This window comes from Pseudomonas sp. GW822-FHT06D10 (genome assembly GCF_058799535.1).
In genome coordinates this window covers 18667-43121 of sequence record NZ_JBXALN010000012.1, presented here as the reverse complement: position 1 = coordinate 43121, position 24455 = coordinate 18667, and the positions used below count along the sequence as shown (strand labels likewise).

Below are 24455 nucleotides of genomic sequence, written 5' to 3'. Positions count from 1 at the left end.
AAATTGACACCCACACCGCCCGACAAGCGGAAAAGCCTTAGCTTTTTGTTTTCAAGGGATAAATATTTCACCTCAAAATAGAAAATAAAGTTCAGCAGAAAATAATCTAATTATTTTTTTGCACTTCAAAATGCCCTGGACTAGGTTTCCAGCCACTTGCCGGCTCAGCCAGCCGACAAGTTCCGGGAGTGGATGAGCGGCCCAGCAACCTTCCCGTTCTCCGCTGTTCAACTGCTCCGCCAATGGACTGCTTACACGCACTGTATCTAGGAGAGACACCATGCAAGCACTGGAACAAGACCTGGAAACCGAACTGCAACTGGACGATTGGTTTGAAGCCGCCACCCATGAAGCAGCAGTGGAAATGATGCAGGCTGACGCGGTGGTGCCATTCGGCACCGCCATGTGGCCGATGTAAGGCGCCCGGACCGGTGCAGGCCTGGTGCCTGCGCCGGTCACCTTTGTCCTCCAGGGAGGTTTTATGGACCAGACCCGCGCCATCCGCCATTTCCTGTACTACCTCGAGCGGCATCCGGCCTTGAGCGGCGCCCAGCCCTCCAGGGTGGTGATCGGCCACACCGCCGAGTACCAGGCCATGGTCAGCGCCATCCTCGAACAGTCGCGCCAGGCCACCCCACTGACGGTCAGCGCCCTGCGCCTGGACCAGGAGCCGGCGGCGACCCTTGCCCAGGCCATCATCGACTGTGACCTGTACATCTTCTTCTACGACTCCTCGACCCTGCCCCAGCCACGCCCCGACGGCCCGGAGTTCCTGCGGCCACTACATGGGCTGATGGCCGAGCACTGGAAGAAGTCCCTGCTGTTCAAGGATTACGGCGAGTACTTCTACGACACCTTCAGCGTCGAGCCGCAACGCATTGCCGACCTCAACGCCACTCTGATCCGCCGCCTGTCCCAGGCCACCACCCTGAGCTTCAGCGACCTTCAGGGCTCATATTTCGAAGCGCCCTTGAACAGCGTGAAGAAATGGACTGACATCAACGGCGTCGGCAACTACGACCTGGCACCGGGGGAAATCGCCACCCACAGCGATGCCATCAACGGCCATGTGAAGTTTCTCGGCACCTTCCTCAGCACCATCCCTTTCGCCCGCAAGTACGGGGTGCTGAAAGCACCGCTGGAACTGTGGATCGAGAACTCCAGCATCAGCCGGGTGGCCACCGAGGTGCCGGGGCTGGCCAATGACTTCAACAAGTACCTGGATGCCAACCCGTCCAACCGGCGCATAGAGGAACTGGGAATCGGCACCAACGAGGGCATCAGGTCCCTCTACGGGCGCAACTCCGGCTTCGAAGAGCGCCATTGCGGCCTGCACCTGGGCCTGGGGGGCGGCGCCAAAGGCAGCCATCACCTGGACCTGATCTTCAGCTCCGGAGTGCTGGCGGTGGATAACAAGCCTGTGTTCGACGGCCAGTTCGCCTTCTAGCGTAGGAGCTGGCAAGCGAAGGCCGCTTTCAGCCTGCGCAAGCCGGGTGGCCCGGTTCGCCGGCAAGCCGGCTCCTGCGCAGTTGCAGGCAAAAAAAAACGCCAACCCGGAGGTTGGCGTTTTTGTCGGCAGGCCGGGAATCACTCCGGCTTGCGGCGACCAAAACCGGGACGCTGGCCGGAACCGGCCGGGGCGCCACGGCGCTTGCCGGACGGTGCGTCCTTGTCCAGCACCAGGCTTGGGCGCTTGGACTTGGGCGCCGGCTTGGCCGGACGCTTGGTGTCCGCCGGGCGTTCGGCCACCGGAGTGCCGCGGCCAGTAGCCGGACGCGGAGCACGGGAGCCACGCTCGCCATCCGGACGGGCAGCCGGCTTGCGGCCAGGACGCTCGCCTTCGATCTGCGGCTCGCGGGAAACACGCGGCGTGGCCGCGCTGCCATTGGCCGGACGCAGGGTGCGCACGCGCTCGCTCTTGCCCACCGGACGCGAGGATTTGCGCTGCATGCGCTCCAGCTTGTCCTTGGACTTGGCATTGAGCTGCGGCATGGCCACCGGCGTCAGGCCGACTTCGGCGCTGAGCACATCGACTTCGTACTGGCTCATTTCGCGCCAGCGGCCCATGGGCAGGTCGGAGTTGAGGAACACCGGACCGAAGCGCACGCGCTTCAGGCGGCTGACCACCAGGCCCTGGGATTCCCACAAGCGGCGCACTTCACGGTTGCGACCTTCCATCACCACGCAGTGGTACCAGTGGTTGAAACCTTCGCCACCGGGCGCCTGCTGAATGTCGGTGAACTTGGCCGGGCCGTCTTCGAGCATGACGCCGGCCTTGAGGCGCTCGATCATCTCGTCGTCGACCTCGCCACGCACACGCACCGCGTACTCACGGTCCATCTCGTAGGAAGGGTGCATCAGGCGGTTGGCCAGCTCACCGTCGGTGGTGAACATCAAAAGACCGGTGGTGTTGATGTCCAGGCGGCCAATGTTGATCCAGCGGCCTTCGCGCGGACGCGGCAGCTTGTCGAATACGGTCGGGCGGCCTTCCGGGTCGTCGCGGGTGCAGATCTCGCCGTCGGGCTTGTTGTACATGATCACGCGGCGCACCGATTCGGCGGCCTCTTCGCGCTTGATCACCTTGCCATCGATGGAAATGGCGTCATGCAGGTCGACGCGCAGGCCCAGGGTGGCCTCTTTGCCGTTGACCTTGATCCGGCCCTGGCTGATCCAGGACTCGACATCGCGGCGCGAGCCGACGCCGATGCGGGCGAGGACTTTCTGCAGTTTTTCGCCGGCTGGACGGATTTCCTGGTCGTTCTGATCGGTATCGCTCATCTGGGCACCTCCCGGTGTGTCGCTTCAGGCTTGAGCGGCCTGAAGGGTGGAAAACAGGGTCTGTGGCGAAGGGATCGCCAAAGGGTCGCGAATCATACGCTCATGGCGGCGGTTGCGCATCACAGACTAGTTGATAAGTCGCCCCTCAGGACTTTTTCCGCCGGCCGGTGGCGCGCAATTGCAGCAGGCGCATGGCGGCTTCAGCCAGCACTTGACGGCGCTCGGCCTTGTCGAGCTTCTTCCAGGCCTTGATCTCACGCTTGCTGCGCCCGCAGCCGATGCAGATGTCATCGCTGAACTTGCACACGCTGATGCAGGGATCCTTGGCAGAACTCATCCATCACCTCTGTAGGAGCCGGCTTGTCGGCGAAAAAAACCGCCAGCCATGCGCCGAGCCGGCCAGCGACTACAAGGTCAATCGTCCAGCAGGCGGCGTTCGTTTTCGATGGCTTCGGCCAGGGCCAGGGCTTCGGCCTCTTCCTCGCTCAACTGCGGCGTAGCAGGCTCCAGTGCGGCTACTGCGGCGAGCAACTTGGCCCGGGCCTCGGCCACGCCCAGCACATCATCCTCTGCTTCGACCGGCGGCCGGTCCTCGGGTTCGACCGGGAATTCATCGGGTTCATCGGGTTCATCGGCGAGGAACTCAGATTCGGTCCGGGCCTCCTCCTGCGGGAGATCCGGCACCGGCTCTTGCACTCCTCCCTGCTCCGGTTCCACCACACCATCACGGTGCAAGTCTTCGAAGTCGGTCTTGATCCCCTCCTCCATGGAATCCAGCTCCAGCAGCAGGGTATGGAAACTGGTTTCTTCCTTGGGCTCCTCCGGCTCGGCGCTGGCATCGGCCAGTTGTTGCAGGTGCTCGGGCACCGGCGCGTCGTCGAATTCCAGTACCGGCTCGGCCTCGATTTCCCGCAGTTCCGCCAAGGGCGGCAGGTCGTCGAGGTTCTTCAGGTTGAAGTGATCGAGAAATGCCTTGGTGGTGGCGAACATCGCCGGCTTGCCCGGTACGTCGCGATACCCCACCACGCGGATCCACTCACGTTCCAGCAGGGTCTTGACGATATGGCTGTTGACCGCCACGCCACGCACGTCCTCGATCTCGCCCCGGGTGATGGGTTGGCGATAGGCGATCAGGGCCATGGTTTCCAGCATGGCGCGCGAGTAACGCTGCGGGCGCTCTTCCCACAGGCGGCCGACCCAGGGCGCGAACTTCTCGCGGATCTGCAGGCGATAGCCCGAGGCCACTTCCTTGAGCTCGAAGGCCCGCCCTTCGCAGGACTTGCCGAGCAGGGCCAGGGCTTTCTTGAAGACCGCCGGGTCCGGCCGCTCGGCTTCTTCGAAGAGCTCGAACAGGCGTTCCAGGGACTGGGGTTTTCCCGAGGCCAACAGAAAGGCTTCGAGCAGGGGCGCCAGCTCGCGGGGTTCATTCAGGTTCATGATTTAAGCTCGTTATTCGGCTCGCGCCCGTACGTGGATGGCCGCAAAGGGCTCATTCTGCACCAGCTCGACCAGGGATTCCTTGACCAGTTCGAGGATCGCCATGAAGGTCACCACCACCCCCAGGCGCCCTTCCTCGGCGGTGAACAACTCGACAAAGGGCACGAAACCGCCGCCCTTGAGCCGTTCCAGCACATCGCTCATGCGCTCGCGGGTGGACAGCGCCTCGCGGCTCACCTGATGGCTTTCGAACATGTCGCCACGGCGCAGCACCTCGGCCATGGACATCAGCAACTCTTCCAGGGCCACATCCGGCAGCAGCTTGCGCGCCCGGGCCTCCGGGGCGTCGAGCTTGGGCACCAGCACATCGCGACCGACCCGGCTCAGGCCGTCGATGCCCTCGGCGGCCGCCTTGAAGCGCTCGTATTCCTGCAGGCGGCGGATCAGTTCGGCCCGCGGATCGTCCTCTTCTTCCTCGACCTCGGCTGAGCGCGGCAGGAGCATGCGTGACTTGATCTCGGCAAGCATTGCCGCCATCACCAGATACTCGGCGGCCAGTTCCAGGCGCACCGACTGCATCAGCTCCACATAACCCATGTACTGGCGGGTGATCTCCGCCACCGGGATGTCGAGGATGTTGATGTTCTGCTTGCGGATCAGGTACAGCAGCAGGTCCAGCGGGCCCTCGAAGGCTTCGAGAAAGACTTCCAGGGCATCCGGGGGGATGTACAGGTCCAGGGGCATTTCCATGACCGCCTGGCCGTAGACCATGGCGAAGGGCAGCTCCTGCTGGGCGCCGGCCTGGTCGTCGACGGTTTCCACTGCGGACATCTAGGCCTCGGCCATGAACGGCGCAGGGTCGCCGCAACCGACGCGGATCACTTCCGGCTCGCCGTCGGCGAGGTTGATCACCGTGGACGACTCGGTGCTGCCGAAACCGCCATCGATGATCAGGTCCACCTGGTGCTCCAGCAACTGGCGCATCTCGTAGGGATCGCTCAGGGCCTCGGTATCACCGGGCATGATCAGGCTGACGCTCATCAGCGGCTCTCCCAGCTCGGCCAGCAGCGCCAGGGCGATCGGGTTGCTCGGCACCCGCAGGCCTATGGTCCGGCGCTTGGGATGCAGCAGCAGGCGCGGCACTTCCCGGGTGGCGTTGAGAATGAAGGTGTAGGGCCCCGGCACATGGGCCTTGAGCAGACGGAAGGTGCCCGTGTCGATCTTGGCGAACAGGCCCAACTGCGAAAGGTCGCTGCAGATCAGCGCGAAGTTGTGCTTGTCGTCCAGCTGGCGCAGGCGTCGAACCCGTTCGATTGCGCCCTTGTCACCCATCTGGCAGGCGACGGCGTAGGACGAATCCGTGGGATAGATCACCACACCGCCGCTGCGAATGATCTCGACGGCCTGTTTGATCAGGCGTGGCTGGGGGTTTTCCGGGTGGATCTGGAAAAATTGACTCACTGTCTCTACCTGTTCAGGCGGCAATAATTGGCTCATGTTTGAACCGACACCAAAGGGGCGGCAGGTCTTCCGGGACCGGGCGATATTCACCAATCTCGGACCAGCCTCCAGGGCCATGAAAGTCACTGCCAGCGCTGGCCAGCAGTCCGAATTCACGAGCAAGGATAGCCAAACTGCCCACTTGCTCTGCAGGTTGGTGGCCATTGACCACTTCGATGGCATGACCACCGGCTTGAATATAGTCGGCAACCAAGCGGCGACGCTTGCTGCGGGTGAAATCGTAATGCCAGGGATGGGCCAGGCTGACCCAGGCCCCCGCGGCCCGCAGTGTGCCAACGGTTTCTTCCAGGGTCGGCCAGTGCTGCTTGACGTCCCCCAGCTTGCCGGCCCCCAGCCATTTGCGAAACGCCTCGGCGCGATCCTTCACGAAGCCGGCACGCACCAGGTAGTCGGCAAAGTGCGGCCGCGCCGGTGCATTGCCACTGTCCCCCAGTTCCTGCTGGATCGCCCGGGCGCCTTCCAGCGCTCCCGGCATGCCCTTGAGGGCCAGCTTGCGGCTGATCTCCTCCGAACGCAGCCAGCGGCCTTCGTGGAGCTTTTCGATGGCTTGCACCAAAGCCGGGGCCTGGGTATCGAAGCCGTAGCCCAGCACATGGATAGTGGCGCCGCCCCAGGTGCAGGACAGCTCGACGCCATTGACCAGCTGCATGCCCAGTTGCTGCGCCGCCTGGCGCGCTTCGTCCAGCCCCTCGAGGGTGTCGTGGTCGGTCAGGGACAGGATTCGCACGCCTCTCTCGTACGCACGCGCAACCAGAACCGCGGGCGCCAGGGCGCCGTCGGAGGCCGTGCTATGGCAGTGCAAATCAACATTCACAGGACGATAAAACCTCAAGTCAGCTGGCGCTTTCGCTACCAAGGATGTTTGTTATTATGCCGGGACATCCTGCTTCTGGCTGCCACTGTGAAACAATTCATCGACTTCATCCCGCTGTTCCTGTTTTTCATCGTCTATAAAATTGATCCCCGCGTCGTCGACCTTGCCGGTCACGAAGTCACCCTGGGCGGCATCTACAGCGCCACAGCGGTGCTGATCATCAGTTCCCTGGTGGTGTATGGCGCCCTGTTCATCTCCCAGCGCAAGCTGGAAAAAAGCCAGTGGCTGACCCTGATCGCCTGCCTGGTCTTCGGTAGCCTGACCCTGGCCTTCCACAGCGAAACCTTCCTTAAATGGAAAGCTCCGGTGGTCAACTGGCTGTTCGCCCTGGCCTTCATCGGCAGCCACTTCGTCGGCGACCGCCTGCTGATCAAGCGCATCATGGGCCACGCCCTGACGTTGCCAGACCCGGTATGGACCCGCTTGAACATCGCCTGGATCGCCTTCTTCCTGTTCTGCGGCGCCGCCAACCTGTTTGTCGCCTTCACCTTCCAGAGCATCTGGGTCGACTTCAAGGTCTTCGGCAGCCTGGGCATGACCGTATTGTTCCTGGTGGGCCAGGGTATCTACCTCTCGCGCCACCTGCATGACGCCGATCCCACCACCCCGAAAACCGAGGACTGACATGCTTTACGCAATCATTGCCACAGACGTCGCCAACTCCCTGGAAAAACGCCTGGCCAACCGGCCGGCGCACCTGGAGCGGCTGCAAGTGCTCAAGGACCAGGGGCGCGTGGTACTCGCCGGCCCGCACCCGGCGATCGACAGCAATGACCCGGGCGCGGCCGGTTTCAGCGGCAGCCTGATCGTCGCCGAGTTCGACTCCCTGAGCGCCGCCCAGGCCTGGGCCGACGCCGACCCGTTCGTGACCTGCGGCGTCTACGCCCATGTACTGGTCAAGCCGTTCAAGCAATCGATGCCGTAAATCCTCCCGGGTGCGATGAACCTTCGCGGTTCATCGCGCTCTCAATCGCTCATTATTCTCGTTTGACTGCCGACAACCTGCCCAACACTCGATTGGAATCAGGAGTTTCGATGCGCCAAGGTCCGCTGTGCCTGCTGTTGGTCATGTTGTCGATCGGGGCTCCAGCCCTTGCCGAGGAAACCCAGGACACCGGCCATTCCACGCCGTTGTCCCTGAGCGCCGGCAGTCAGATCACCGAGTTGCAGCAACGCTTGAAAGAAAGCGAGCGCCTGCGCGATGAACTGAGCAAACAATTGCAAAATACCGATGCCGAACGGGAAAGCCCCCAACTGACCCGCTTGCGCCAGGAGAACCAGCGCCTCAAGCTGCAGCTCAAAGAGGCCCAGGCCAACCCGGCACCCCGCCTGTTGACCGATCAACAGCAGTGGTTCGTCACCGGCGGCGGCGTGGCCCTTCTGGCCCTGCTCTGCGGGATCTTCGCCAGTGGCGGGCATCGCAAGCGTCGACAATGGCTAAATTGAGAGATTCATGAGCGACCTGTTACTGATTGATGATGACCAGGAGCTGTGCGAGCTCCTGAGCAGTTGGCTGAGCCAGGAAGGTTTTCTGGTGCGGGCCTGCCACGATGGCCTGAGCGCCCGTCGCGCCCTGGCCGAAACGGCGCCGTCAGCGGTGGTACTGGACGTGATGCTGCCCGACGGCAGCGGCCTGGAGCTGCTCAAGCAACTGCGCAATGAGCACCCCGACCTGCCGGTGCTGATGCTCTCGGCCCGTGGCGAACCCCTGGACCGCATCCTCGGCCTGGAACTGGGTGCCGACGATTACCTGGCCAAGCCCTGCGACCCCCGTGAACTCACCGCCCGCCTGCGTGCCGTACTGCGCCGCAGCCATCCGGTGGCGGCCTCCAGCCAGATGGAACTGGGCGACCTGTGCTTCAGCCCGCTGCGCGGTGTGGTCAACATCGACGAGCAGGACATTACCCTGACCGTTTCCGAAAGCCGCCTGCTCGAAGCCCTGCTCAAGCAACCGGGCGAGCCCCTGGACAAGCAGGAACTGGCGCAGATCGCACTGGGCCGCAAGCTGACCCTGTATGACCGCAGCCTGGACATGCATGTCAGCAACCTGCGCAAGAAGATCGGCCCGCACCCCGACGGCCGTCCACGGATCGTCGCCCTGCGCAGCCGCGGCTACTACTACAGCCTCTGATCCCGATGTGCCCTGGCAGATATGTCAGGGCCGTGAAATACCTTCTTTACCCAAGCTTTACCCTCCGCTGACTGCCGCTGACCTTGATCTGGGTAACCTGAACTCATCCGGAACTTACCGGGAATGAGACAAGGAGATACACCATGCGCAAGACCCTGATCGCTCTGATGTTCGCCGCCGCCCTGCCAACCGTGGCCATGGCCATGCCGGAAGGTCACGGCCCGATGGGCCCCATGGACGGCCCTCGGCACAGCGAGCACATGCGCGGCAAAGGCCCTTTCAGCCAACTGGACCTGAGCCGCGAACAGCGCCAGCAGATCGGCAAGCTGATGGGCGAGCAAATGCACGACCGCAAGGCCGTGGTGGAAAAGTACCTGGAGAAACTCTCGCCGGCCGATCAGAAAGCCATGAAGGATGAGCTGACCGCCAAGCACCAGAAGACCCAGGCCGATATCCGCGCCCTGCTCAAGCCAGAGCAGCAGAAAGAGTTTGACGCCATCGTCAAGAAACAAGAGGAGCGTCGCGCCGAATGGGCCGAGTTCAAGGCCTGGAAAGCGCAGCAACCGCAAAAAGCGCAATAATGCGCTAGCGTCCACCCCCAGCCCAGTGGCCTCCCCCCACTGGGCTTTCGCGTTCGAGGAGTTCCTGTGCGTTCATTGTTCTGGCGCATCCTGGCCAGCTTCTGGCTGGCCATCACCCTGGTTGCAGGGCTGTCGATCCTGCTCGGGCACATGCTCAACCAGGATGCCTGGATCCTCAGCCGTCACCCTGGCCTCAACAGCCTGACCGAGGAATGGACACAGACCTACGAGAACCAGGGCGAGGACGCCGCCCAGGACATCCTCCAGCAGCGCAAGCGCCAGTACCACATCGATGTCCAGGTGCTCAACGAGAGCGGCGACCCGGTGGTTCGCGGCACCTTCCCGCGCCGCGCCGCGGCCTTCGAAGCCCGGCAGAACAATGACGACCGGCACCTGCCCTGGCGCCGCCTGACAGCGGAGTACACCAGCCCGAAAACCGGCGACACCTACCTGTTCATCTATCGCATCCCCCATCCGGAACTGGACGCCTGGCACCGCGACAGCCTGACCTGGCCCCTCAGCGCCCTGGCCATCGCCCTGGTGGTGCTGACCCTGTTCAGCCTCCTGGTCACCCTGTCCATCACTCGTCCCCTGAGCCGCCTGCGCGGCGCGGTACACGACCTGGGCCAGGCCACCTACCAGCAGAACAGCCTGGCGCGCCTGTCCAACCGCCGCGACGAATTCGGTGTACTGGCCCGGGACTTCAACCGCATGGGCTCGCGCCTGCAGAGCCTGATCGGCAGCCAGCGCCAACTGCTGCGGGACGTGTCCCACGAACTGCGCTCGCCCCTGGCCCGCCTGCGCATCGCCCTGGCATTGGCGGAACGGGCCGCCCCCGAAGAACGGGAAAAGCTCTGGCCGCGGCTGACCCGCGAATGTGACCGCCTGGAAGCGCTGATCAGCGAGATTCTGGTGTTGGCCCGGGTCGATGCGGACAACGCCAGCGCCGAAGAAGTGGACCTCAACGCCTTGCTGGTCGCCGTGCAGAAAGACGCGCAACTGGCCTGCCCGGAACAGCCGGTGCTGATAACCGCCCCGCCACAGCTGCACCTGCGCGGTTGGCCGACCATGCTGGAGCGGGCAGTGGACAACCTGCTGCGCAACGCTCAGCGCTTCAACCCCGCCGGGCAAGCGATCGAAGTCACGGCCCAACGCCAGGGCGAGAAGATCCAGATCAGCGTGCGCGATCATGGACCCGGCGTAGAAGCCGAGCACTTGAGCCAGCTGGGAGAGCCCTTCTTCCGCGCCCCGGGGCAAAGCGCTCCGGGCCATGGCCTGGGGCTGGCCATCGCCCGCCGCGCCGCAGAGCGTCACGGTGGCAGCCTGCTGCTGGCCAACCACCCTCAGGGCGGATTCATCGCCACCCTGGAACTGCCCCTGGTCCCCGGCGCCGTGGTGCAGGCCTGAACGCAACGCGGGCAAGCCGCTGCCGCCGGGTCCGGCAACAGCGGGCTTGCCCGCGAGGTACACAGCGTTAGAAGAGGAAAATCAGGCCTTGGCAGTCCAGGCGCTGACGAACTCGGCGGTATCGACCTTGGGGGCGATCCGCGGCTCATTCAGCGGCGTGCCAAGATACAGGAAGGCAATGATCTCTTCGCCGTCCTCCAGGCCCAGGCCCTTGGCTACATGGGGCGAGTAGGACAACTCGCCAGTACGCCACACCGCGCCGATCCCCTGGGCGTAGGCCGCCAGCAGGATACCGTGGGCCGCGCAGCCCGCTGCCAGCAACTGCTCGCTCCTGGGCACCTTGAAGTGCTCCTGCAAACGGGCGACCACCACAACCACCAGTGGTGCGCGCAGGGGCATGGCCCGGGCCTTGTCCAGGGCCGCCTGGGTCACTTCGCCGCCCTGCAGCTGTACCGCCTCCACCAGCAACTCGCCCAACTGCTCGCGTGCCGCACCTTCGACGGTAAGGAACCGCCAGGGGCGCAACTGGCCATGATCCGGCGCGCGCAGGGCGGCGGCGAACAAGGCTTCGCGCTGCGCGGCGCTAGGCGCGGGCTCCACCAGGCGCGGCACGGAAACACGGTTGAGCAAAGCGTCGAGAGCCTCCATCGGCCACCTCCTGAAAAAAATGTCCGGCCATTCTAGCGGGATCTGCCGACCGGGTGCCGGTTTACATGCCCTGCCCCGCAGGTAGAATGGGCGCCCTTCATCTACCAGCCCGAGCGGAATACATGGCGTTGCCGACCTTAAGGATCATTGGTTTCATCATCGGCATCTTCCTCATCACCCTGGCGATCGCCATGGTGGTGCCGATGGCGACCCTGGTGGTCTTCGAACGTACCGGCGACCTGCCGTCCTTCCTCTGGGCCAGCATGATCACCTTTATCGCCGGCCTGGCCCTGGTGATCCCCGGGCGCCCCGAGCACGTTCATCTGCGCCCCCGCGACATGTACCTGCTGACCGTCTCCAGTTGGCTGGTGGTGTGCATCTTTGCCGCCCTGCCATTCCTGCTGACCCAGCACATCAGCTACACCGACTCGTTCTTTGAAAGCATGTCCGGCATCACCGCCACCGGCGCCACCGTGCTCAGCGGCCTGGACAGCATGTCGCCTGGGATCCTGATCTGGCGTTCGATGCTGCACTGGCTGGGGGGCATCGGCTTCATTGGCATGGCGGTGGCGATCCTGCCGTTGCTGCGTATCGGTGGTATGCGCCTGTTCCAGACCGAATCCTCGGACCGCTCGGAAAAGGTCATGCCGCGCTCGCACATGGTTGCCCGGCTGATCGTCGCCACCTACGTGGGCATTACCATCTTTGGCAGCCTGGCGTTCTGGTGGGCCGGGATGAACGTGTTCGATGCCATCAACCACGCCATGTCGGCGATCTCCACCGGCGGTTTCTCCACCTCGGACGATTCCCTGGCCCACTGGAAGCAACCGGCGGTGCACTGGGTGGCGGTGGTGGTGATGATCCTCGGCAGCCTGCCCTTCACCCTCTATGTGGCCACTTTGCGTGGCAACCGCCGGGCGCTGATCAAGGATCAGCAGGTCCAGGGCCTGCTCGGGCTGCTGCTGGTGACCTGGCTGGTACTCGGCACCTGGTACTGGTGGACCACCAACCTGCACTGGCTCGAGGCCCTGCGCCACGTGGCGCTGAACGTGACGTCGGTGGTTACCACCACCGGCTTCGCCCTGGGCGACTACAGCCTGTGGGGCAATTTCTCACTGATGCTGTTCTTTTACCTGGGGTTTGTCGGCGGCTGTTCCGGCTCCACTGCCGGCGGGATCAAGATCTTCCGCTTCCAGGTCGCCTACATCCTGCTCAAGGCCAACCTCAATCAGCTGATCCACCCGCGGGCGGTGATCAAGCAGAAGTACAACGGCCATCGCCTGGACGAAGAAATCGTCCGCTCGATCCTGACCTTCTCGTTCTTCTTCGCCATCACCATCTGCATGATCGCCCTGGCCCTGTCGCTGCTGGGCCTGGACTGGATGACCGCCCTCACCGGTGCCGCCAGCACCGTGTCGGGCGTGGGCCCGGGCCTGGGCGAAACCATCGGCCCGGCCGGCAACTTCTCGACCCTGCCGGACGCCGCCAAGTGGATCCTGTCCCTGGGCATGCTCCTGGGCCGGCTGGAAATCATCACGGTGTTCGTGTTGTGTATTCCGGCATTCTGGCGTCATTGACCGGGGCCGGCGCGGCCTGTAAGCGCGCCCGATACTCACCGGGCGTGGCATCGAACCAGCGGCGGAATGCACGGAAGAAGTTGCTCGGGTCGGCAAACCCCAGCAAGTAGGCAATTTCCAGCAGGGTCATGCGCGGCTGCGCCAGGTACTGCTCTGCCAGTTCCCGGCGGGTGTCATCCAGCAGCGCCTGGAAGCTGGTGCCCTCTTCCTGCAGGCGGCGCTGCAAGGTGCGCTGGGACAGGTGCAGTGTCTGCGCCACCATCTCGCGCTTGGGCTCCCCTTGGGGCAGCAGGCGACACAAGACCTGCCGCGCCTTGTGGGTCACCCGGCTTTCGGAGAAGCGCGCCAGGTATTCGCCGGCGAAACGATCGTGCAGCAGGGCCATGGCCTCATTGGCGGTGGGCAGCGTGGCCTCCATGTCGGCACGCTCGAAGATCAGCGCATCAAAGGGCGCGGCAAACACCAGGGGCGCGTGGAACATGTCCTTGTAGGGTTGCAGGTCCCCGGGCTGCTCGCCCTGCAGCAACACCTTGCGCGGCTGCAACGCGCGCCCCGTCAGCCAGCCGCACAAGGCCAGGGCACAGGCCAGCGAAGCCTCGGCACTTTGCCGGGTGGGCGGTAGATGGTCGCCATGCACCGTCAGGATCAGTGCATAGCCCTCGGGAAGAAGGCGGAAACTCAAGTCAGCGCTTTCGGCAATGATCCGCTGATAACGCACCAGCCGCTGAAACCCCTCCGCCAGGGTACGACTCGACATCAATGCATACCCGGCCACGTGAAAAGACGCCGGACGCACCACCTTGCCCATGTTCAGGCCGATCGCCGGGTTGCCGGAAAGCTCGACGGCGCGCTGCCAGAGCCGGGTCATGGAGTCCTGGGTGAAGCGCGCGTCGGGATCTTCCAGGGCACCGTAGTCGAGCCCCAGCTGCTTGAACAAGGCCCGGCAATCCAGGCCGTCCATCTCCAGGGCCTTGACGATGCCCAGGGTCCAGCTTGCAGAAGTCGTTCGTTCGCTCATGAGGGGTTCTTACATGATGAGCCGCATGCTACGGCCAATTTCCCAAGGATACTAAAGTGGCGCCTATTGTCACTGGCCTGCGCCGCCAAGGACTCTAGACTCAAATAAGCTCCCCGCCGAACATCCGCCGACAGAACAACAGACACAGAGATCGCGGCCATGGAAAACATCCGACAGTTCAACAGCTTCGCCGAGTTCTACCCCTACTACCTGAGCGAGCACAGCGACAGCACCTGCCGACGCCTGCACTTCATCGGCACCAGCCTGGTGATCTTCATCCTCGCCCTGGCCATCGGCAAAGGCGCCTGGTGGCTGCTGCTGGTGTTGCCGATAGCCGGCTATGGCTTCGCCTGGGTCGGGCATTTCTTCTTCGAGAAAAACCGCCCGGCCACCTTCCAGCATCCGCTGTACAGCTTGCTGGGGGACTTCGTCATGTACCGCGACATGATCCTCGGTAAGGTGCCCTTCTAGACCCCAGGGCCGCCAGCGGCTCCCCACAGGGCCAGGCCTTGCAGACCCGCCCCATGACAACAAGAGGATGGCCGATGAACACCCATGCGCGCTTTACCCATATGCAGGACGGCACCCAGGAGGACTGGGCGATTATCGCCGCGGATTTCAGTGCCTACGCCAAGCAGTTGCCGACACGCATCCTGGCCCACCTGCAATTGCTGGAAGGCGACTTCGGCGGCTTCCCGGTGGACCGCCTGACCCATTCGCTGCAGACCGCCAGCCGCGCCTGGCATGACGGGCGCGACGAGGAATACGTGGTCTGCGCCCTGCTCCACGACATTGGCGATACCCTGGGTTCCTATAACCATCCGGATATCGCCGCCGCCATTCTCAAGCCCTTTGTCAGCCCGGAAAACCTGTGGATGGTGGAGAAGCACGGGATCTTCCAGGGTTACTACTTCTTCCATCACCTGGGCATGGATCGCCACCTGCGCGAGCAGTTCAGTGACCACCCGCTGTACCAGTACACCGCCGAGTTCTGCGCCAAGTACGACGCCGCCGCCTTCGATCCGGCCTACGAGAGCCTGCCCCTGAGCTTCTTCGAGCCCATGCTGCAACGGCTGTTCGCCCAGCCCCGGCAGTCGCTGTACAAGGCGGCCATGGAGCAGGCCAGCCCGGCCTGAAAAACCGTGTTCGGCCCCGGGCTCAGGCCGGCTCCGCGACTTTCATCCGCTCAGCCTTGAGTTGGGCCTCACGGGCCTGGGCTTCGGCCAGGCGATAGAGCTCGATGCTGCCGTCCCAGTGCTCGATCAGGGCCGTGCAGGACTCCACCCAGTCACCGCAATTGAGGTAATCCACCTCGCCCACCTTGCGGATCTCGGCATGGTGAATATGGCCACAGACCACCCCGTGTAACTCGCGCTTGACGCATTCGTGGGCAATGGCTTCCTCGAAATCGCTGATGAAGCTCACCGCCGTCTTGACCTTGTGCTTGAGGTAGGCCGACAGCGACCAGTACCCATAGCCATAACGCGCCCGCCAGTGGTTGAGCCAGCGGTTGAGGGTCAGGGTGAATTCGTAGGCCGAGTCGCCGAGAAAGGCCAGCCAGCGGTGATAGCGAGTAATCACATCGAACTGATCGCCGTGGATCACCAGCAGATGACGCCCGTCCGCAGTGACATGTACCGCCTCGTCCACCAGTTGGATATTGCCGAGAATCAGCCTGGAGTAGCGTCGCAGGAATTCGTCGTGGTTGCCGGTGACGTAGATCACCTCGGTACCACGCTTGCTCATGGTCAGCAGGCGCCGGATCACGTTGGTATGGGCCTGGGGCCAGTACATGCCGCCGCGCAGCTTCCAACCATCGATGATGTCGCCCACCAGATAGATGCGATCGGCGTGATAGGCCTTGAGAAAGCGTGCCAGGTGTTCGGCCTGGCAATCCCGGGTGCCCAGGTGCACATCTGAAATCCACAGGGTCCGCACCCGTTGCTTGCGGCTGGGCTTGGCGAGTTCGGCATGGGTCATGGACGCTCTCCTGGATTTTTTGCGAGCTTGCGCCCCAGCGATTAATAGCCTGTGACACAAATGCGGCAGCGCGATGACAGCGCGAAACGCCCGACCGCCGGTGTAGACTGGCCGCCTGCCAAGGAGACCGTGATGGGATCTATCCTCACCCTGCGCCACTACACCCATGACCTGATCGCCCACAGCCACGAACATGCGCAACTGGTGTTCGGCCTGCGTGGCCAGCTCGATTTCGAAGTCGAAGGCCAGGGCAGCCAGGTGCAGCAGCAGAGCTTCGTGGTGGTGCCGGCCGGCGCCCGGCATGTCTGCGGCAGCCCCAGCGGCAGCCATTGCCTGGTGCTGGACATACCCGGCGAACACTGGGTGCAGCAATCGTTGGGGGAACATGCCGAGGCCAGCCGGCGTTTGCTCGATGCGCCCCGACACCAGGTCCTGGGGCCGAGCCAGAGCCGCCTGGTCAACTGGCTGGCGGACAGCCCGGTGGACGACCCCTTGATTGCCCAGCAAGGCGCGGTCTTGCTGCTGGCCAGTCTCAATCATCGAGCCGACAGCCAGCCCGGCGAGCGCCGCCTGCCCTATGCCGCCCTGAATGCCCATATCGATCGTCACGCCGCCCACCCCTTGCAGGTGGCCGACCTGGCCCGTATCGCCGGGCTGTCGGCTGCCCGCCTGCATGCACGGTTCATCGCCGAGTGCGGGGCCAGCCCCATGGAATACGTGCGACGCCGGCGCTTGCACATGGCCCTGGAACTGTTGCGCGGATCGACCTTGCCCATGGGCGAAATCGCCAGCCGCGTGGGCTATAGCTCCCAGAGTGCCTTTGGCGCGGCGATTCTGCGGCAGTACGGCCACTCGCCGCGCCAACTGCGCCAAGGGGCAGACGCTAGTCCCTCGACAAAAAACGCCAGGATCGCGACAGACCAACAGGCCGCCCCGCCCGTAGACTGAGCCCATTGCCGCCTAAGGCCATTACTGCCCGTCTTGTGGTTAAGGATAAAAATGACTCCGCGTACCGCCCTTGGCGCCTTGCATATCGGTGCCCTGATGTTCGGCCTGACCGGTGTATTCGGTAAGCTCGCCGCCGCTTCGCCCGCGGTCATCGTCTTCGGTCGTGCAGCCTTTGCCGTGCTCGCCCTGGGCGTCTTCGCCCGCCTGGCGAGCAACACCCCCTGGCAGAAACTGGCCGCCACCGATTGGCGGCGCCTGCTGCTCAGCGGCCTGCTGCTGGCCGGGCACTGGGTGAGTTTCTTCGTGGCGGTGAAGGTCGCGGGGGTGGCTATCGCGACCCTGGGCTTTGCCAGCTTTCCGGCGTTCACGGTGATTCTCGAAGGCCTGATCTTCCGCGAGCGGATCCGCTTCAACGAAATGCTGCTGGTGCTACTGGTCAGCATCGGCCTGGTGCTGGTGACCCCGGACTTCGACCTGGCCAGCCAGGCCACCACCGGCCTGCTCTGGGCCGTGGGCTCGGGCCTGCTGTTTGCGCTGCTGTCACTGAACAACCGCGCCAGCTCCGGGCGGATCCCCGCGGTGCAGGCGGCGCTCTGTCAAAACGTGGTGGTCGCCCTGTGCCTGTTGCCGGTGGCGGCTCCCGAGCTTGGCCAGGTGCGGGCCATGGACTGGCTGTGGATCAGCCTGCTGGGAATTTTCTGCACCGGTCTGGCCCACAGCCTGTTTGTCGCCAGCCTGGCAGTGATCAAGGCGCGCACCGCAGCGGTGGTGTTTGCCCTGGAACCGGTCTACGGAATTACCGTGGCCTGGTTGCTGTTCGGCGAAAACCCGACCCTGCGCATGTTGTTCGGTGGGGCCTTGATCATCGTTGCCATCGTGGTTTCAAGCCGCCTGTCGGCGGGTTCGGGCAGCAAGGCAGCCACGGCTGAAGCCGGCTCTCACTGAGTACGGTCGTTGTGGCCCAGGTCGCGCTCGGGGTCGATCTGGTCGCGAACCCGCTGCTTCAGCACCTTGGCCTCGGGAAAGCCACCATCGGCCTTGCGCTCCCAGATCTGCACGCCATCGCAGGTGATGCGAAAAGCCCCGCCGGTTGCCGGCTCCAGGGACACCTTGCCCAGGTCGTCGCTGAAGGTGCTCAACAACTCCTGGGCCAGCCACGCCGCCCGCAGTAGCCACTGGCATTGGGTGCAATAGGTGATGATCACTTCGGGTTTACGTTCAGTCATGGTACAGCCGACTCCTGGATTCAAGGGCGTCGTTATAATAGCCGGCTTTATCGCCCGCCCCGAGAACCGTAATGCGCCGCCTGCTGTCCTGCCTGTTCCTCTGCCTGCTGCCCTTGCTCGCTCAATCTGCCGAAGCGCCACGACCGAAAATCGGCCTGGTGCTGTCTGGGGGCGCCGCCCGCGGCCTGGCCCACATCGGGGTGCTCAAGGCCCTGGAGGAACAGGGCATCCGCATCGACGCCATCGCCGGCACCAGCATGGGCGCGGTGATCGGAGGGCTGTATGCCTCGGGCTACAAGATCGACGAGCTGGAAAAGCTCGCGCTGGACATCGACTGGCGACAGGCCTTGTCCGATGCCCCGCCCCGGGAAGACGTGCCGTTCCGGCGCAAGCAGGACGACCGGGATTTTCTGGTCAAGCAGAAGCTCAGCTTCCGCGACGATGGCAGCCTGGGCCTGCCGCTGGGGGTGATCCAGGGACAGAACCTGGCACTGCTGCTGGAAAGCAAGCTGGCCCACGCCAGCGATACCCGTGACTTCGACAAGCTGCCTATCCCCTTCCGGGCCGTGGCCACCGATATCGCCAGCGGCGAGAAAGTGGTGTTTCGCAAGGGCCACCTGCCCCAGGTGATCCGCGCCAGCATGTCGATCCCCGCGGTCTTCGCACCGGTGGAACTGGATGGCCGCCTGCTGGTGGACGGCGGCATGACCGATAACATTCCCCTGGACGTGGCACGGGACATGGGAGTCGACATCGCCATCGTGGTGGACATTGGCACACCGCTGCGTTCGCGCAAGCAACTCAATACCGTGGTCGACGTGCTCAACCAGTCCATCACCCTGATGACCCGGCGCAACTCGGAGGTGCAACTGGCGGCACTGCACAAGGACGACGTACTGATCCAGCCAGCGCTGTCGAGCTTTGGCGTTACCGACTTTGGCCGGGCCCAGGAAATGATCGACGCCGGCTACCGCGCCACCCGCATCCTCGACGCGCGTCTGGCCCGTCTGCGTCCGGCCCATGCGCTGGATGCCGAACTGACCGCTGCGCGCCAGCCCAGCCAGCGCACGCCGATCATCAGCGCGATCAAGGTGGAAAACGACTCCAAGGTCAGCGACGAAGTGATCCGCTACTACATCCGCCAGCGCATCGGCGAGCCGCTGGACCTGGGCCGCCTGGAAACCGACATGGGCACCCTGTACGGCCTGGATTTCTTCGAACAGGTGCAGTATCGCGTAGCCCACAAGGGGCAGGACAACACCCTGGTGATCAGCGCCCGGGGCAAGCGCAGTGGTACCGACTACCTGCGCCTGGGGCTCAACCTGTCCGATGACATGCGTGGCGACAGCGCGTTCAATATCGGCGCCAGCTACCGCATGAACGGCATCAACAGCCTGGGTGCAGAATGGCTGACCCGGGTGCAGATCGGTGATCAGCAGGAACTCTACAGCGAGTTCTACCAGCCACTGGATGCCGGTTCACGCTACTTCATTGCGCCCTTCATCGCCGCCGAAGCGCAGAACGTCGAGGCGGTGCTGGACAACGACCCGATCGCCGAATATCGAGTGGAACGCTACGGTTTCGGGCTCAACCTCGGGCGCCAGATCGGCAACAGCGGCGAAGTGCGTTTCGGCGTCGGCGAGGCCTGGGGCAAGGCCGATGTGCGCATCGGCGACCATAACCTGCCCAGCGAAAACTTCAACGAAGGCTACTACCAGTTGCAGTACTCCTTCGACTCGCTGGACAACGTCTACTTTCCTCACTCCGGCGAAGACATCAAGCTGAGCCTGCGCCAGTTCGAACCGAGCCTGGGTTCGGACAATCGCTACCGGCAGTGGGAGTTCAAGCTGGACAAGGCGCTGAGCAGCGGCCCCAATACCTTTGTCCTGGGCGGTCGCTATGGCCGGACCCTGGACAACGCCGACGTGGTGACGTCCAGCTTCCTGCTCGGTGGAGCTCGACAACTGTCCGGTTTCCGTCAGGACGCCCTCTCCGGGCAGAACATCAGCCTGGCTCGCGCCGTGTACTTCCGTCGCCTGACACCGCGCTCCTACCTGCCCCTGGACTTTCCACTGTACCTGGGAGGCTCGCTGGAGCGGGGCCGGGTGTGGAACAACGACAATGCCTTCGACAGCGGCTACATCAACGCGGCGAGCATCTTTCTCGGCTTCGACACGCCGCTGGGGCCGCTGAACTTCAGCTACGGCTTCAACGACGACAATCAGAAAGCCCTGTCACTGAATCTGGGCCAGACCTTTTGACAGGCACGCAAAAAACGCCCATGGGCGCAGCAGGCTTGAATTCAGAATGGCAGAGGAACAAGACAAACCGGGGTCAGGCAACCCCGGTTGAAGGCGTCAGGATTTTTCCAGATTGGCCAGGATGCGCTCATGAACGCGAATGCAGACCCGCAGGTCTTCTTCGTCAACACCAACGAACAGCTCATGACGCAGGGCGGTGGCGATGGTTTCGATCTGTTCGATCAAGGGCCGGGCGGACGGACAGAGAACGATTTTCTTCGCCCGGCGATCTTCCACCACCGACTGGCGCTGAACCAGGCCCTGGGTTTCCAGGCTGTCCAGCAGCCGGGCCAGGGTCGGCCCTTCTACGCCGACGCTTTGCGCCAGCTCGCGCTGAGTGGGCGCCTCTTCGAAGCGGGCCAAATGCAACAGCACCAGCCAGCGGGCCTGGGACAGGCCGAGCCCCGCCAGGCGGCGGTCCAGTTCGGCACGCCAGCCGCGAGACATATGCGCCAGCTGCATACCAAAACGGTGTTCATCGGTTAACGGCATAAAACACTCATGATCAGACTGAAAATAAAGAAAAACTAATTATTAGTCAGCTAAGCATGCCCCTTGCCCGGAGGCAAGGCCTGTAAGGGACTGAATCGTTACAACATTGACGCACCCCTTCACATTTCAAACTCCGACTCCAAGGCCGCACGCACGCAATACAGCACCCCTTCCGGCACCCTTCCGGCAAACACCGGGATAACCTCGGCCACTGGCGGCAACTCGCCCTCGCCGTCGAGGAACGCATCCTGGATCTCTCCCAGCAGGTCTTCCGGCAAGTCCAGGGCCTGCTCCAGCGACAGCTGCTGCTTGCCGATGGCTTCGGCGAGCAGGGTGTAGACGTTCTTTTCCGTGCACTGCAACTGGCCGGCGATCTGCACCGGAGTCATCCCCGCGCGAGCCAGGGTGATCAGTTCATGGCGCAGGTCGGCAACCACTTTCGGCGCCTCGACACCGCCGCCGAGGACTTCGAGGAAGGCTGCGCCATAACGCTCCAGCTTGCGCGCACCCACGCCGCTGACCTCGGCCATTTCGGCCATGGAGCCGGGCTGGCTGCGGAGCATTTCGAGCAAGGTGGAATCGGGGAAAATGACATAAGGCGGCACCCCATGTTCTTCCGCCAGCTTGCGTCGCAGGGCCCGCAGCGCCTCCCACTGCTCGCGCTCCTCGCCCCGTACCAGTTGGCTGGCCTGGCTGGTGCTGCTCTTGGGGGTGGTTTGCGGCTTGAGATCACGACGCAACTCCAGGGTCACTTCGCCCTTGAGCAGCGGGCGGCAGCTGTCGCTCAGGCGCAGGCCGCCATAACCTTCCAGATCGATGTCGGCCAGGCCGCGGGCCACCAGCTGGCGGAACAGCGAGCGCCATTCGCCTTCGCTGCGGGCCTTGCCGACACCAAATACCGACAGGTGCTGATGGCCGAAACTGCGGACCTTTTCCGTATCCTTGCCCAGCAGCACATCCACCAGGTGACCGACACCGTAGCGCTGGCCAGTGCGATAGATCGCCGACAGCGCCTGGCGTGCCGGCTCGGTGGCGTCCCAGGTCTGTACCCCATCGACGCAGTTGTCGCAGTGACCGCAGGGTTGCGGCATGTCTTCATCGAAATAGGCCAGCAGGGTCTGGCGCCGGCAACGAGTTTCCTCGCACAGGGCCAGCATCGCATCGAGCTTGTGCTGCTCAAGACGCTTGTGGCGCTCGTCGCCCTCGGAGTTCTGCAGCATCTGCTTGAGCATCAGCACGTCCTGCAGCCCGTAAGCCATCCAGGCGTCTGCCGGCAGGCCGTCACGGCCGGCGCGACCGGTCTCCTGATAGTAGGCTTCCAGCGACTTGGGCAAGTCCATGTGGGCCACGAAGCGCACGTTGGGCTTGTCGATGCCCATGCCGAAGGCAATGGTGGCCACCATGATCAGGCCTTCTTCGTTGAGGAAGCGCTTCTGGTGATAGGCCCGCAGCTCATTGGGCAACCCGGCATGGTAGGGCAGCGCGGTGAAACCCTGTTCGCAGAGAAATGCAGCCACTTCGTCGACCTTTTTGCGCGACAGGCAATAGACGATCCCGGCATCGCTGCGCCGCTCGTTGAGGAAGGCCTGCAACTGCTTGCGTGGCTGCTCCTTGGGCACGATGCGATAGAAGATGTTCGGCCGGTCGAAGCTGGAGAGAAAACGCTCGGCATCCTGCAGGTGCAGGCGATTGACGATCTCTTCCCGGGTGCGCTTGTCAGCCGTGGCGGTCAGGGCAATGCGCGGCACCTGGGGGAACATTTCCGCCAGTTGCCCCAATTGCAGGTATTCGGGGCGGAAGTCGTGGCCCCACTGGGACACACAGTGGGCTTCATCAATCGCGAACAAGGCGATTTCCAAGCTCTGCAGAAACGCCAGCATGCGCGGCTGGACCAGGCGCTCGGGGGCCAGGTAGAGCATCTTCACTTCGCCGCGCCGGATGCGCGCGGCCAGGTCACGCTGCTGCTCGGGGCTGAGGGTGGAGTTCAGGGCTGCCGCTGCGACACCGAGTTCCTCCAGGGTCGCAACCTGGTCGTCCATCAGCGCGATCAGCGGCGAAACCACCACCGCCAGCCCTTCGCGAAGTAGCGCCGGGACCTGGAAACACAGCGACTTGCCACCACCGGTGGGCATCAGTACCAAGGCATCGCCGCCGCTGGCCACGCGCTCAATGATCGCACCTTGGCGACCACGGAAACTGTCGTAGCCGAAGATGTCCTTGAGGACGCGTTGAGCCTGTTCGAGCATGAAAAACTCCAAAAATCGCTGAAATCCCTGGGGGCAGACTGGACGAAAAGCCGGCACGCTTCACCGACATTTGCGTTAGCGGACTTGTCCGGAGCGGACGACCAGCCTGCAGGGCATCACAAAACGCGCGAGTATACCCGACCCCTTCCCGGCAGAGGGCACCGACAATGGACCGCTGGTAACCTTTAGAACCGCTCAAATCGGCACCGCGGCTGGCTTGAGCGCGCAAGAAAGCCTAGAATTCAGCATCGTTTATTCCCCAAGGTAGCCGTCAATGTCCTTCGCTGAGCAACTAACCCGCCTGCAAGTCTTCCTCGATGCAGATGATCTGCACGACGAGGCGCTGGACTACGTGGCCGCTCACGGCTACCTGACCGCGCTGTCCATCTGCTCCGAAAGCGTTCCGGACCGTGAATGGATCGACGCCCTGTTCGCCGAAGAGCCGCACTACCGTGACGACGCCGAACGCGAAGCCATCGAGTCGACCCTGCTGGCCCTCAAGGCACACATCGCCCGCCAACTGGCTTCCGACGAAGAATTCGAGCTGCCCTGCGAACTCGACCTGGGCGAGGACCCGGACGACTCCGACCTGCGCGGCTGGTGCATCGGCTTCATGGAAGGCGTGTTCCTGCGTGAAGCGGCCTGGTTCGAAACCGCCGAGGAAGAAGTCAGCGAGATGCTGCTGCCGATCATGGTGGGTTCCGGCCTGTTCGATGAACAGCCAGAGTTCTCCGACATCGCCAGCGATGCCAACCTGATGGACGACATGATCGTGCAGATCCCGGAAGCGCTGACCGCGCTGTACCTGCTGTGCAACGCCCCCGACGAAAAACCTGCGCTGCTCAAGCCGCGCCACCACTGAGTCGTTGCCTATGGCCAAGCCCATAGGCCAACGCCCCCTGCTATGGCGTTACGTTCTGCTGGCCATCGGCTGGTCGAGCGTAGCGCTGGGGGTAGTGGGCATCTTCCTTCCTGTATTGCCTACCACACCTTTCCTGCTGCTGGCAGCCGCCTGCTTTGCCCGTAGCTCGCCACGCTTCTACCAATGGCTGGTGCAACACCCACGCCTGGGTCCGTGGATCCGCGACTATCTCGACGGCAACGGCATTCCGCTCAAGGGCAAGGTCTACGCCATCGGCCTGATGTGGTTGAGCATCGGTTTCTCCTGCTACCTGGTGCCATCGCCCTGGGCCCGGGGTTTCATGCTGACCAGCGCAGTGCTGGTGAGTCTCTATATCCTGCGGCAGAAGACTCTGCGGCGCTCCTGAAGGTTTATGGGGTGGCCGGCAAG

The 24455-nt window shown here is 63.5% G+C and carries 28 protein-coding genes; 16 read left to right on the top strand and 12 right to left on the bottom strand.

Annotated elements, in window-relative coordinates; genetic code table 11:
- The first annotated feature begins 280 nt into the window (after positions 1 to 280).
- Positions 281 to 418 carry a hypothetical protein gene (locus AC1RL5_RS30310; protein ID WP_011059941.1) on the top strand — a complete coding sequence of 46 codons (138 nt, stop codon included), beginning with the start codon at positions 281 to 283 and terminating at the stop codon, positions 416 to 418.
- Positions 419 to 481: 63 nt separating this feature from the next.
- The gene (locus AC1RL5_RS30305) at positions 482 to 1447 is read left to right on the top strand and encodes a CgnE/CgnB domain-containing protein (protein WP_015634612.1); all 966 of its coding nucleotides are present in this window, start codon (positions 482 to 484) and stop codon (positions 1445 to 1447) included.
- A 140-nt stretch (positions 1448 to 1587) separates the two neighbouring features.
- On the opposite strand, the gene rluB is transcribed toward AC1RL5_RS30305, so the two are convergent.
- The 6 genes from rluB to AC1RL5_RS30275 all read right to left on the bottom strand — a co-directional run bounded on the left by rluB (position 1588) and on the right by AC1RL5_RS30275 (position 6550).
- On the bottom strand, positions 1588 to 2778 hold the full coding sequence (gene rluB, locus AC1RL5_RS30300; protein WP_041116636.1) for a 23S rRNA pseudouridine(2605) synthase RluB: 1191 nt from the start codon (positions 2776 to 2778) through the stop codon (positions 1588 to 1590).
- A gap of 145 nt (positions 2779 to 2923) precedes the next feature.
- The gene (locus tag AC1RL5_RS30295; RefSeq protein WP_011059938.1) at positions 2924 to 3115 is read right to left on the bottom strand and encodes a DUF1289 domain-containing protein; all 192 of its coding nucleotides are present in this window, start codon (positions 3113 to 3115) and stop codon (positions 2924 to 2926) included.
- A 77-nt stretch (positions 3116 to 3192) separates the two neighbouring features.
- A complete protein-coding gene (gene scpB / locus AC1RL5_RS30290; protein ID WP_093406594.1) occupies positions 3193 to 4215 on the bottom strand; it encodes an SMC-Scp complex subunit ScpB in 1023 nt (340 codons plus the stop codon).
- Between the two features lie 12 nt (positions 4216 to 4227).
- Positions 4228 to 5046: a segregation and condensation protein A gene (locus AC1RL5_RS30285; protein ID WP_011059936.1), complete on the bottom strand. Its 819-nt coding sequence runs from the start codon at positions 5044 to 5046 to the stop codon at positions 4228 to 4230.
- A complete protein-coding gene (locus AC1RL5_RS30280; protein ID WP_041120586.1) occupies positions 5047 to 5676 on the bottom strand; it encodes an L-threonylcarbamoyladenylate synthase in 630 nt (209 codons plus the stop codon).
- Positions 5677 to 5689: 13 nt separating this feature from the next.
- Complete coding sequence (locus AC1RL5_RS30275; RefSeq protein ID WP_492590168.1) at positions 5690 to 6550, bottom strand: PHP domain-containing protein; 861 nt, start codon at positions 6548 to 6550, stop codon at positions 5690 to 5692.
- Between the two features lie 87 nt (positions 6551 to 6637).
- On the opposite strand from AC1RL5_RS30275, the gene AC1RL5_RS30270 reads away from it, so the two are divergent.
- The 6 genes from AC1RL5_RS30270 (at position 6638) to AC1RL5_RS30245 (ending at position 10729) form a co-directional block, all read left to right on the top strand.
- Positions 6638 to 7234, top strand: coding sequence for a septation protein A (locus tag AC1RL5_RS30270; protein ID WP_011059933.1), 597 nt, complete (start codon positions 6638 to 6640; stop codon positions 7232 to 7234).
- Between the two features lies 1 nt (position 7235).
- Complete coding sequence (locus AC1RL5_RS30265) at positions 7236 to 7535, top strand: YciI family protein (protein WP_011059932.1); 300 nt, start codon at positions 7236 to 7238, stop codon at positions 7533 to 7535.
- Between the two features lie 110 nt (positions 7536 to 7645).
- Positions 7646 to 8056: an SH3 domain-containing protein gene (locus AC1RL5_RS30260; protein WP_019093743.1), complete on the top strand. Its 411-nt coding sequence runs from the start codon at positions 7646 to 7648 to the stop codon at positions 8054 to 8056.
- Between the two features lie 7 nt (positions 8057 to 8063).
- Positions 8064 to 8741 (top strand): response regulator transcription factor, encoded by a 678-nt coding sequence (locus AC1RL5_RS30255; RefSeq protein WP_011059931.1) that lies wholly within the window; start codon positions 8064 to 8066, stop codon positions 8739 to 8741.
- A 143-nt stretch (positions 8742 to 8884) separates the two neighbouring features.
- Complete coding sequence (locus AC1RL5_RS30250; protein ID WP_015634603.1) at positions 8885 to 9322, top strand: Spy/CpxP family protein refolding chaperone; 438 nt, start codon at positions 8885 to 8887, stop codon at positions 9320 to 9322.
- Between the two features lie 66 nt (positions 9323 to 9388).
- On the top strand, positions 9389 to 10729 hold the full coding sequence (locus tag AC1RL5_RS30245) for a sensor histidine kinase (RefSeq protein ID WP_011059929.1): 1341 nt from the start codon (positions 9389 to 9391) through the stop codon (positions 10727 to 10729).
- Positions 10730 to 10810: 81 nt separating this feature from the next.
- Here AC1RL5_RS30245 and AC1RL5_RS30240 read toward each other — a convergent pair whose 3' ends face one another.
- A complete protein-coding gene (locus AC1RL5_RS30240; protein ID WP_011059928.1) occupies positions 10811 to 11377 on the bottom strand; it encodes a nitroreductase family protein in 567 nt (188 codons plus the stop codon).
- A gap of 122 nt (positions 11378 to 11499) precedes the next feature.
- Between AC1RL5_RS30240 and AC1RL5_RS30235 the strand changes: the two genes are divergently transcribed.
- On the top strand, positions 11500 to 12954 hold the full coding sequence (locus tag AC1RL5_RS30235; protein ID WP_011059927.1) for a TrkH family potassium uptake protein: 1455 nt from the start codon (positions 11500 to 11502) through the stop codon (positions 12952 to 12954).
- On the opposite strand, the gene AC1RL5_RS30230 is transcribed toward AC1RL5_RS30235, so the two are convergent.
- Entirely contained in the window at positions 12911 to 13972 is a 1062-nt protein-coding gene (locus AC1RL5_RS30230; protein ID WP_011059926.1) for an AraC family transcriptional regulator, read from the bottom strand. The genes AC1RL5_RS30235 and AC1RL5_RS30230 overlap by 44 nt on opposite strands.
- Before the next feature lie 159 nt (positions 13973 to 14131).
- Here AC1RL5_RS30230 and AC1RL5_RS30225 point away from each other — a divergent pair, with 159 nt between their 5' ends.
- Positions 14132 to 14443 carry an Mpo1-like protein gene (locus AC1RL5_RS30225; protein ID WP_011059925.1) on the top strand — a complete coding sequence of 104 codons (312 nt, stop codon included), beginning with the start codon at positions 14132 to 14134 and terminating at the stop codon, positions 14441 to 14443.
- 74 nt (positions 14444 to 14517) lie between these two features.
- The gene (locus AC1RL5_RS30220) at positions 14518 to 15108 is read left to right on the top strand and encodes an HD domain-containing protein (protein ID WP_015634600.1); all 591 of its coding nucleotides are present in this window, start codon (positions 14518 to 14520) and stop codon (positions 15106 to 15108) included.
- Between the two features lie 22 nt (positions 15109 to 15130).
- Here the strand turns inward: AC1RL5_RS30220 and AC1RL5_RS30215 are convergent, their stop codons facing one another.
- The gene (locus tag AC1RL5_RS30215; protein WP_011059923.1) at positions 15131 to 15952 is read right to left on the bottom strand and encodes a UDP-2,3-diacylglucosamine diphosphatase; all 822 of its coding nucleotides are present in this window, start codon (positions 15950 to 15952) and stop codon (positions 15131 to 15133) included.
- A gap of 132 nt (positions 15953 to 16084) precedes the next feature.
- Here AC1RL5_RS30215 and AC1RL5_RS30210 point away from each other — a divergent pair, with 132 nt between their 5' ends.
- Together AC1RL5_RS30210 and AC1RL5_RS30205 are read left to right on the top strand one after the other, a co-directional pair.
- On the top strand, positions 16085 to 16900 hold the full coding sequence (locus AC1RL5_RS30210; protein WP_093406615.1) for a helix-turn-helix transcriptional regulator: 816 nt from the start codon (positions 16085 to 16087) through the stop codon (positions 16898 to 16900).
- 51 nt (positions 16901 to 16951) lie between these two features.
- On the top strand, positions 16952 to 17845 hold the full coding sequence (locus AC1RL5_RS30205) for a DMT family transporter (protein WP_015634597.1): 894 nt from the start codon (positions 16952 to 16954) through the stop codon (positions 17843 to 17845).
- Here the strand turns inward: AC1RL5_RS30205 and AC1RL5_RS30200 are convergent.
- On the bottom strand, positions 17839 to 18126 hold the full coding sequence (locus AC1RL5_RS30200) for an Rdx family protein (protein ID WP_011059920.1): 288 nt from the start codon (positions 18124 to 18126) through the stop codon (positions 17839 to 17841). The two genes, AC1RL5_RS30205 and AC1RL5_RS30200, sit on opposite strands and share 7 nt — an antisense overlap.
- Positions 18127 to 18197: 71 nt before the next feature.
- Between AC1RL5_RS30200 and AC1RL5_RS30195 the strand changes: the two genes are divergently transcribed.
- On the top strand, positions 18198 to 20387 hold the full coding sequence (locus tag AC1RL5_RS30195; protein ID WP_093406624.1) for a patatin-like phospholipase family protein: 2190 nt from the start codon (positions 18198 to 18200) through the stop codon (positions 20385 to 20387).
- A gap of 96 nt (positions 20388 to 20483) precedes the next feature.
- On the opposite strand, the gene AC1RL5_RS30190 is transcribed toward AC1RL5_RS30195, so the two are convergent.
- Positions 20484 to 20918, bottom strand: a complete 435-nt coding sequence (locus AC1RL5_RS30190) for a MarR family transcriptional regulator (RefSeq protein ID WP_011059918.1) — start codon at positions 20916 to 20918, stop codon at positions 20484 to 20486.
- A gap of 119 nt (positions 20919 to 21037) precedes the next feature.
- The gene (gene recQ, locus AC1RL5_RS30185; RefSeq protein ID WP_065363346.1) at positions 21038 to 23164 is read right to left on the bottom strand and encodes a DNA helicase RecQ; all 2127 of its coding nucleotides are present in this window, start codon (positions 23162 to 23164) and stop codon (positions 21038 to 21040) included.
- Positions 23165 to 23438: 274 nt separating this feature from the next.
- Between recQ and AC1RL5_RS30180 the strand changes: the two genes are divergently transcribed.
- Both AC1RL5_RS30180 and AC1RL5_RS30175 read left to right on the top strand, forming a co-directional pair.
- On the top strand, positions 23439 to 24026 hold the full coding sequence (locus AC1RL5_RS30180; protein WP_011059916.1) for a UPF0149 family protein: 588 nt from the start codon (positions 23439 to 23441) through the stop codon (positions 24024 to 24026).
- A gap of 10 nt (positions 24027 to 24036) precedes the next feature.
- Positions 24037 to 24432, top strand: a complete 396-nt coding sequence (locus tag AC1RL5_RS30175; protein ID WP_011059915.1) for a YbaN family protein — start codon at positions 24037 to 24039, stop codon at positions 24430 to 24432.
- Positions 24433 to 24455: the final 23 nt, after the last annotated feature.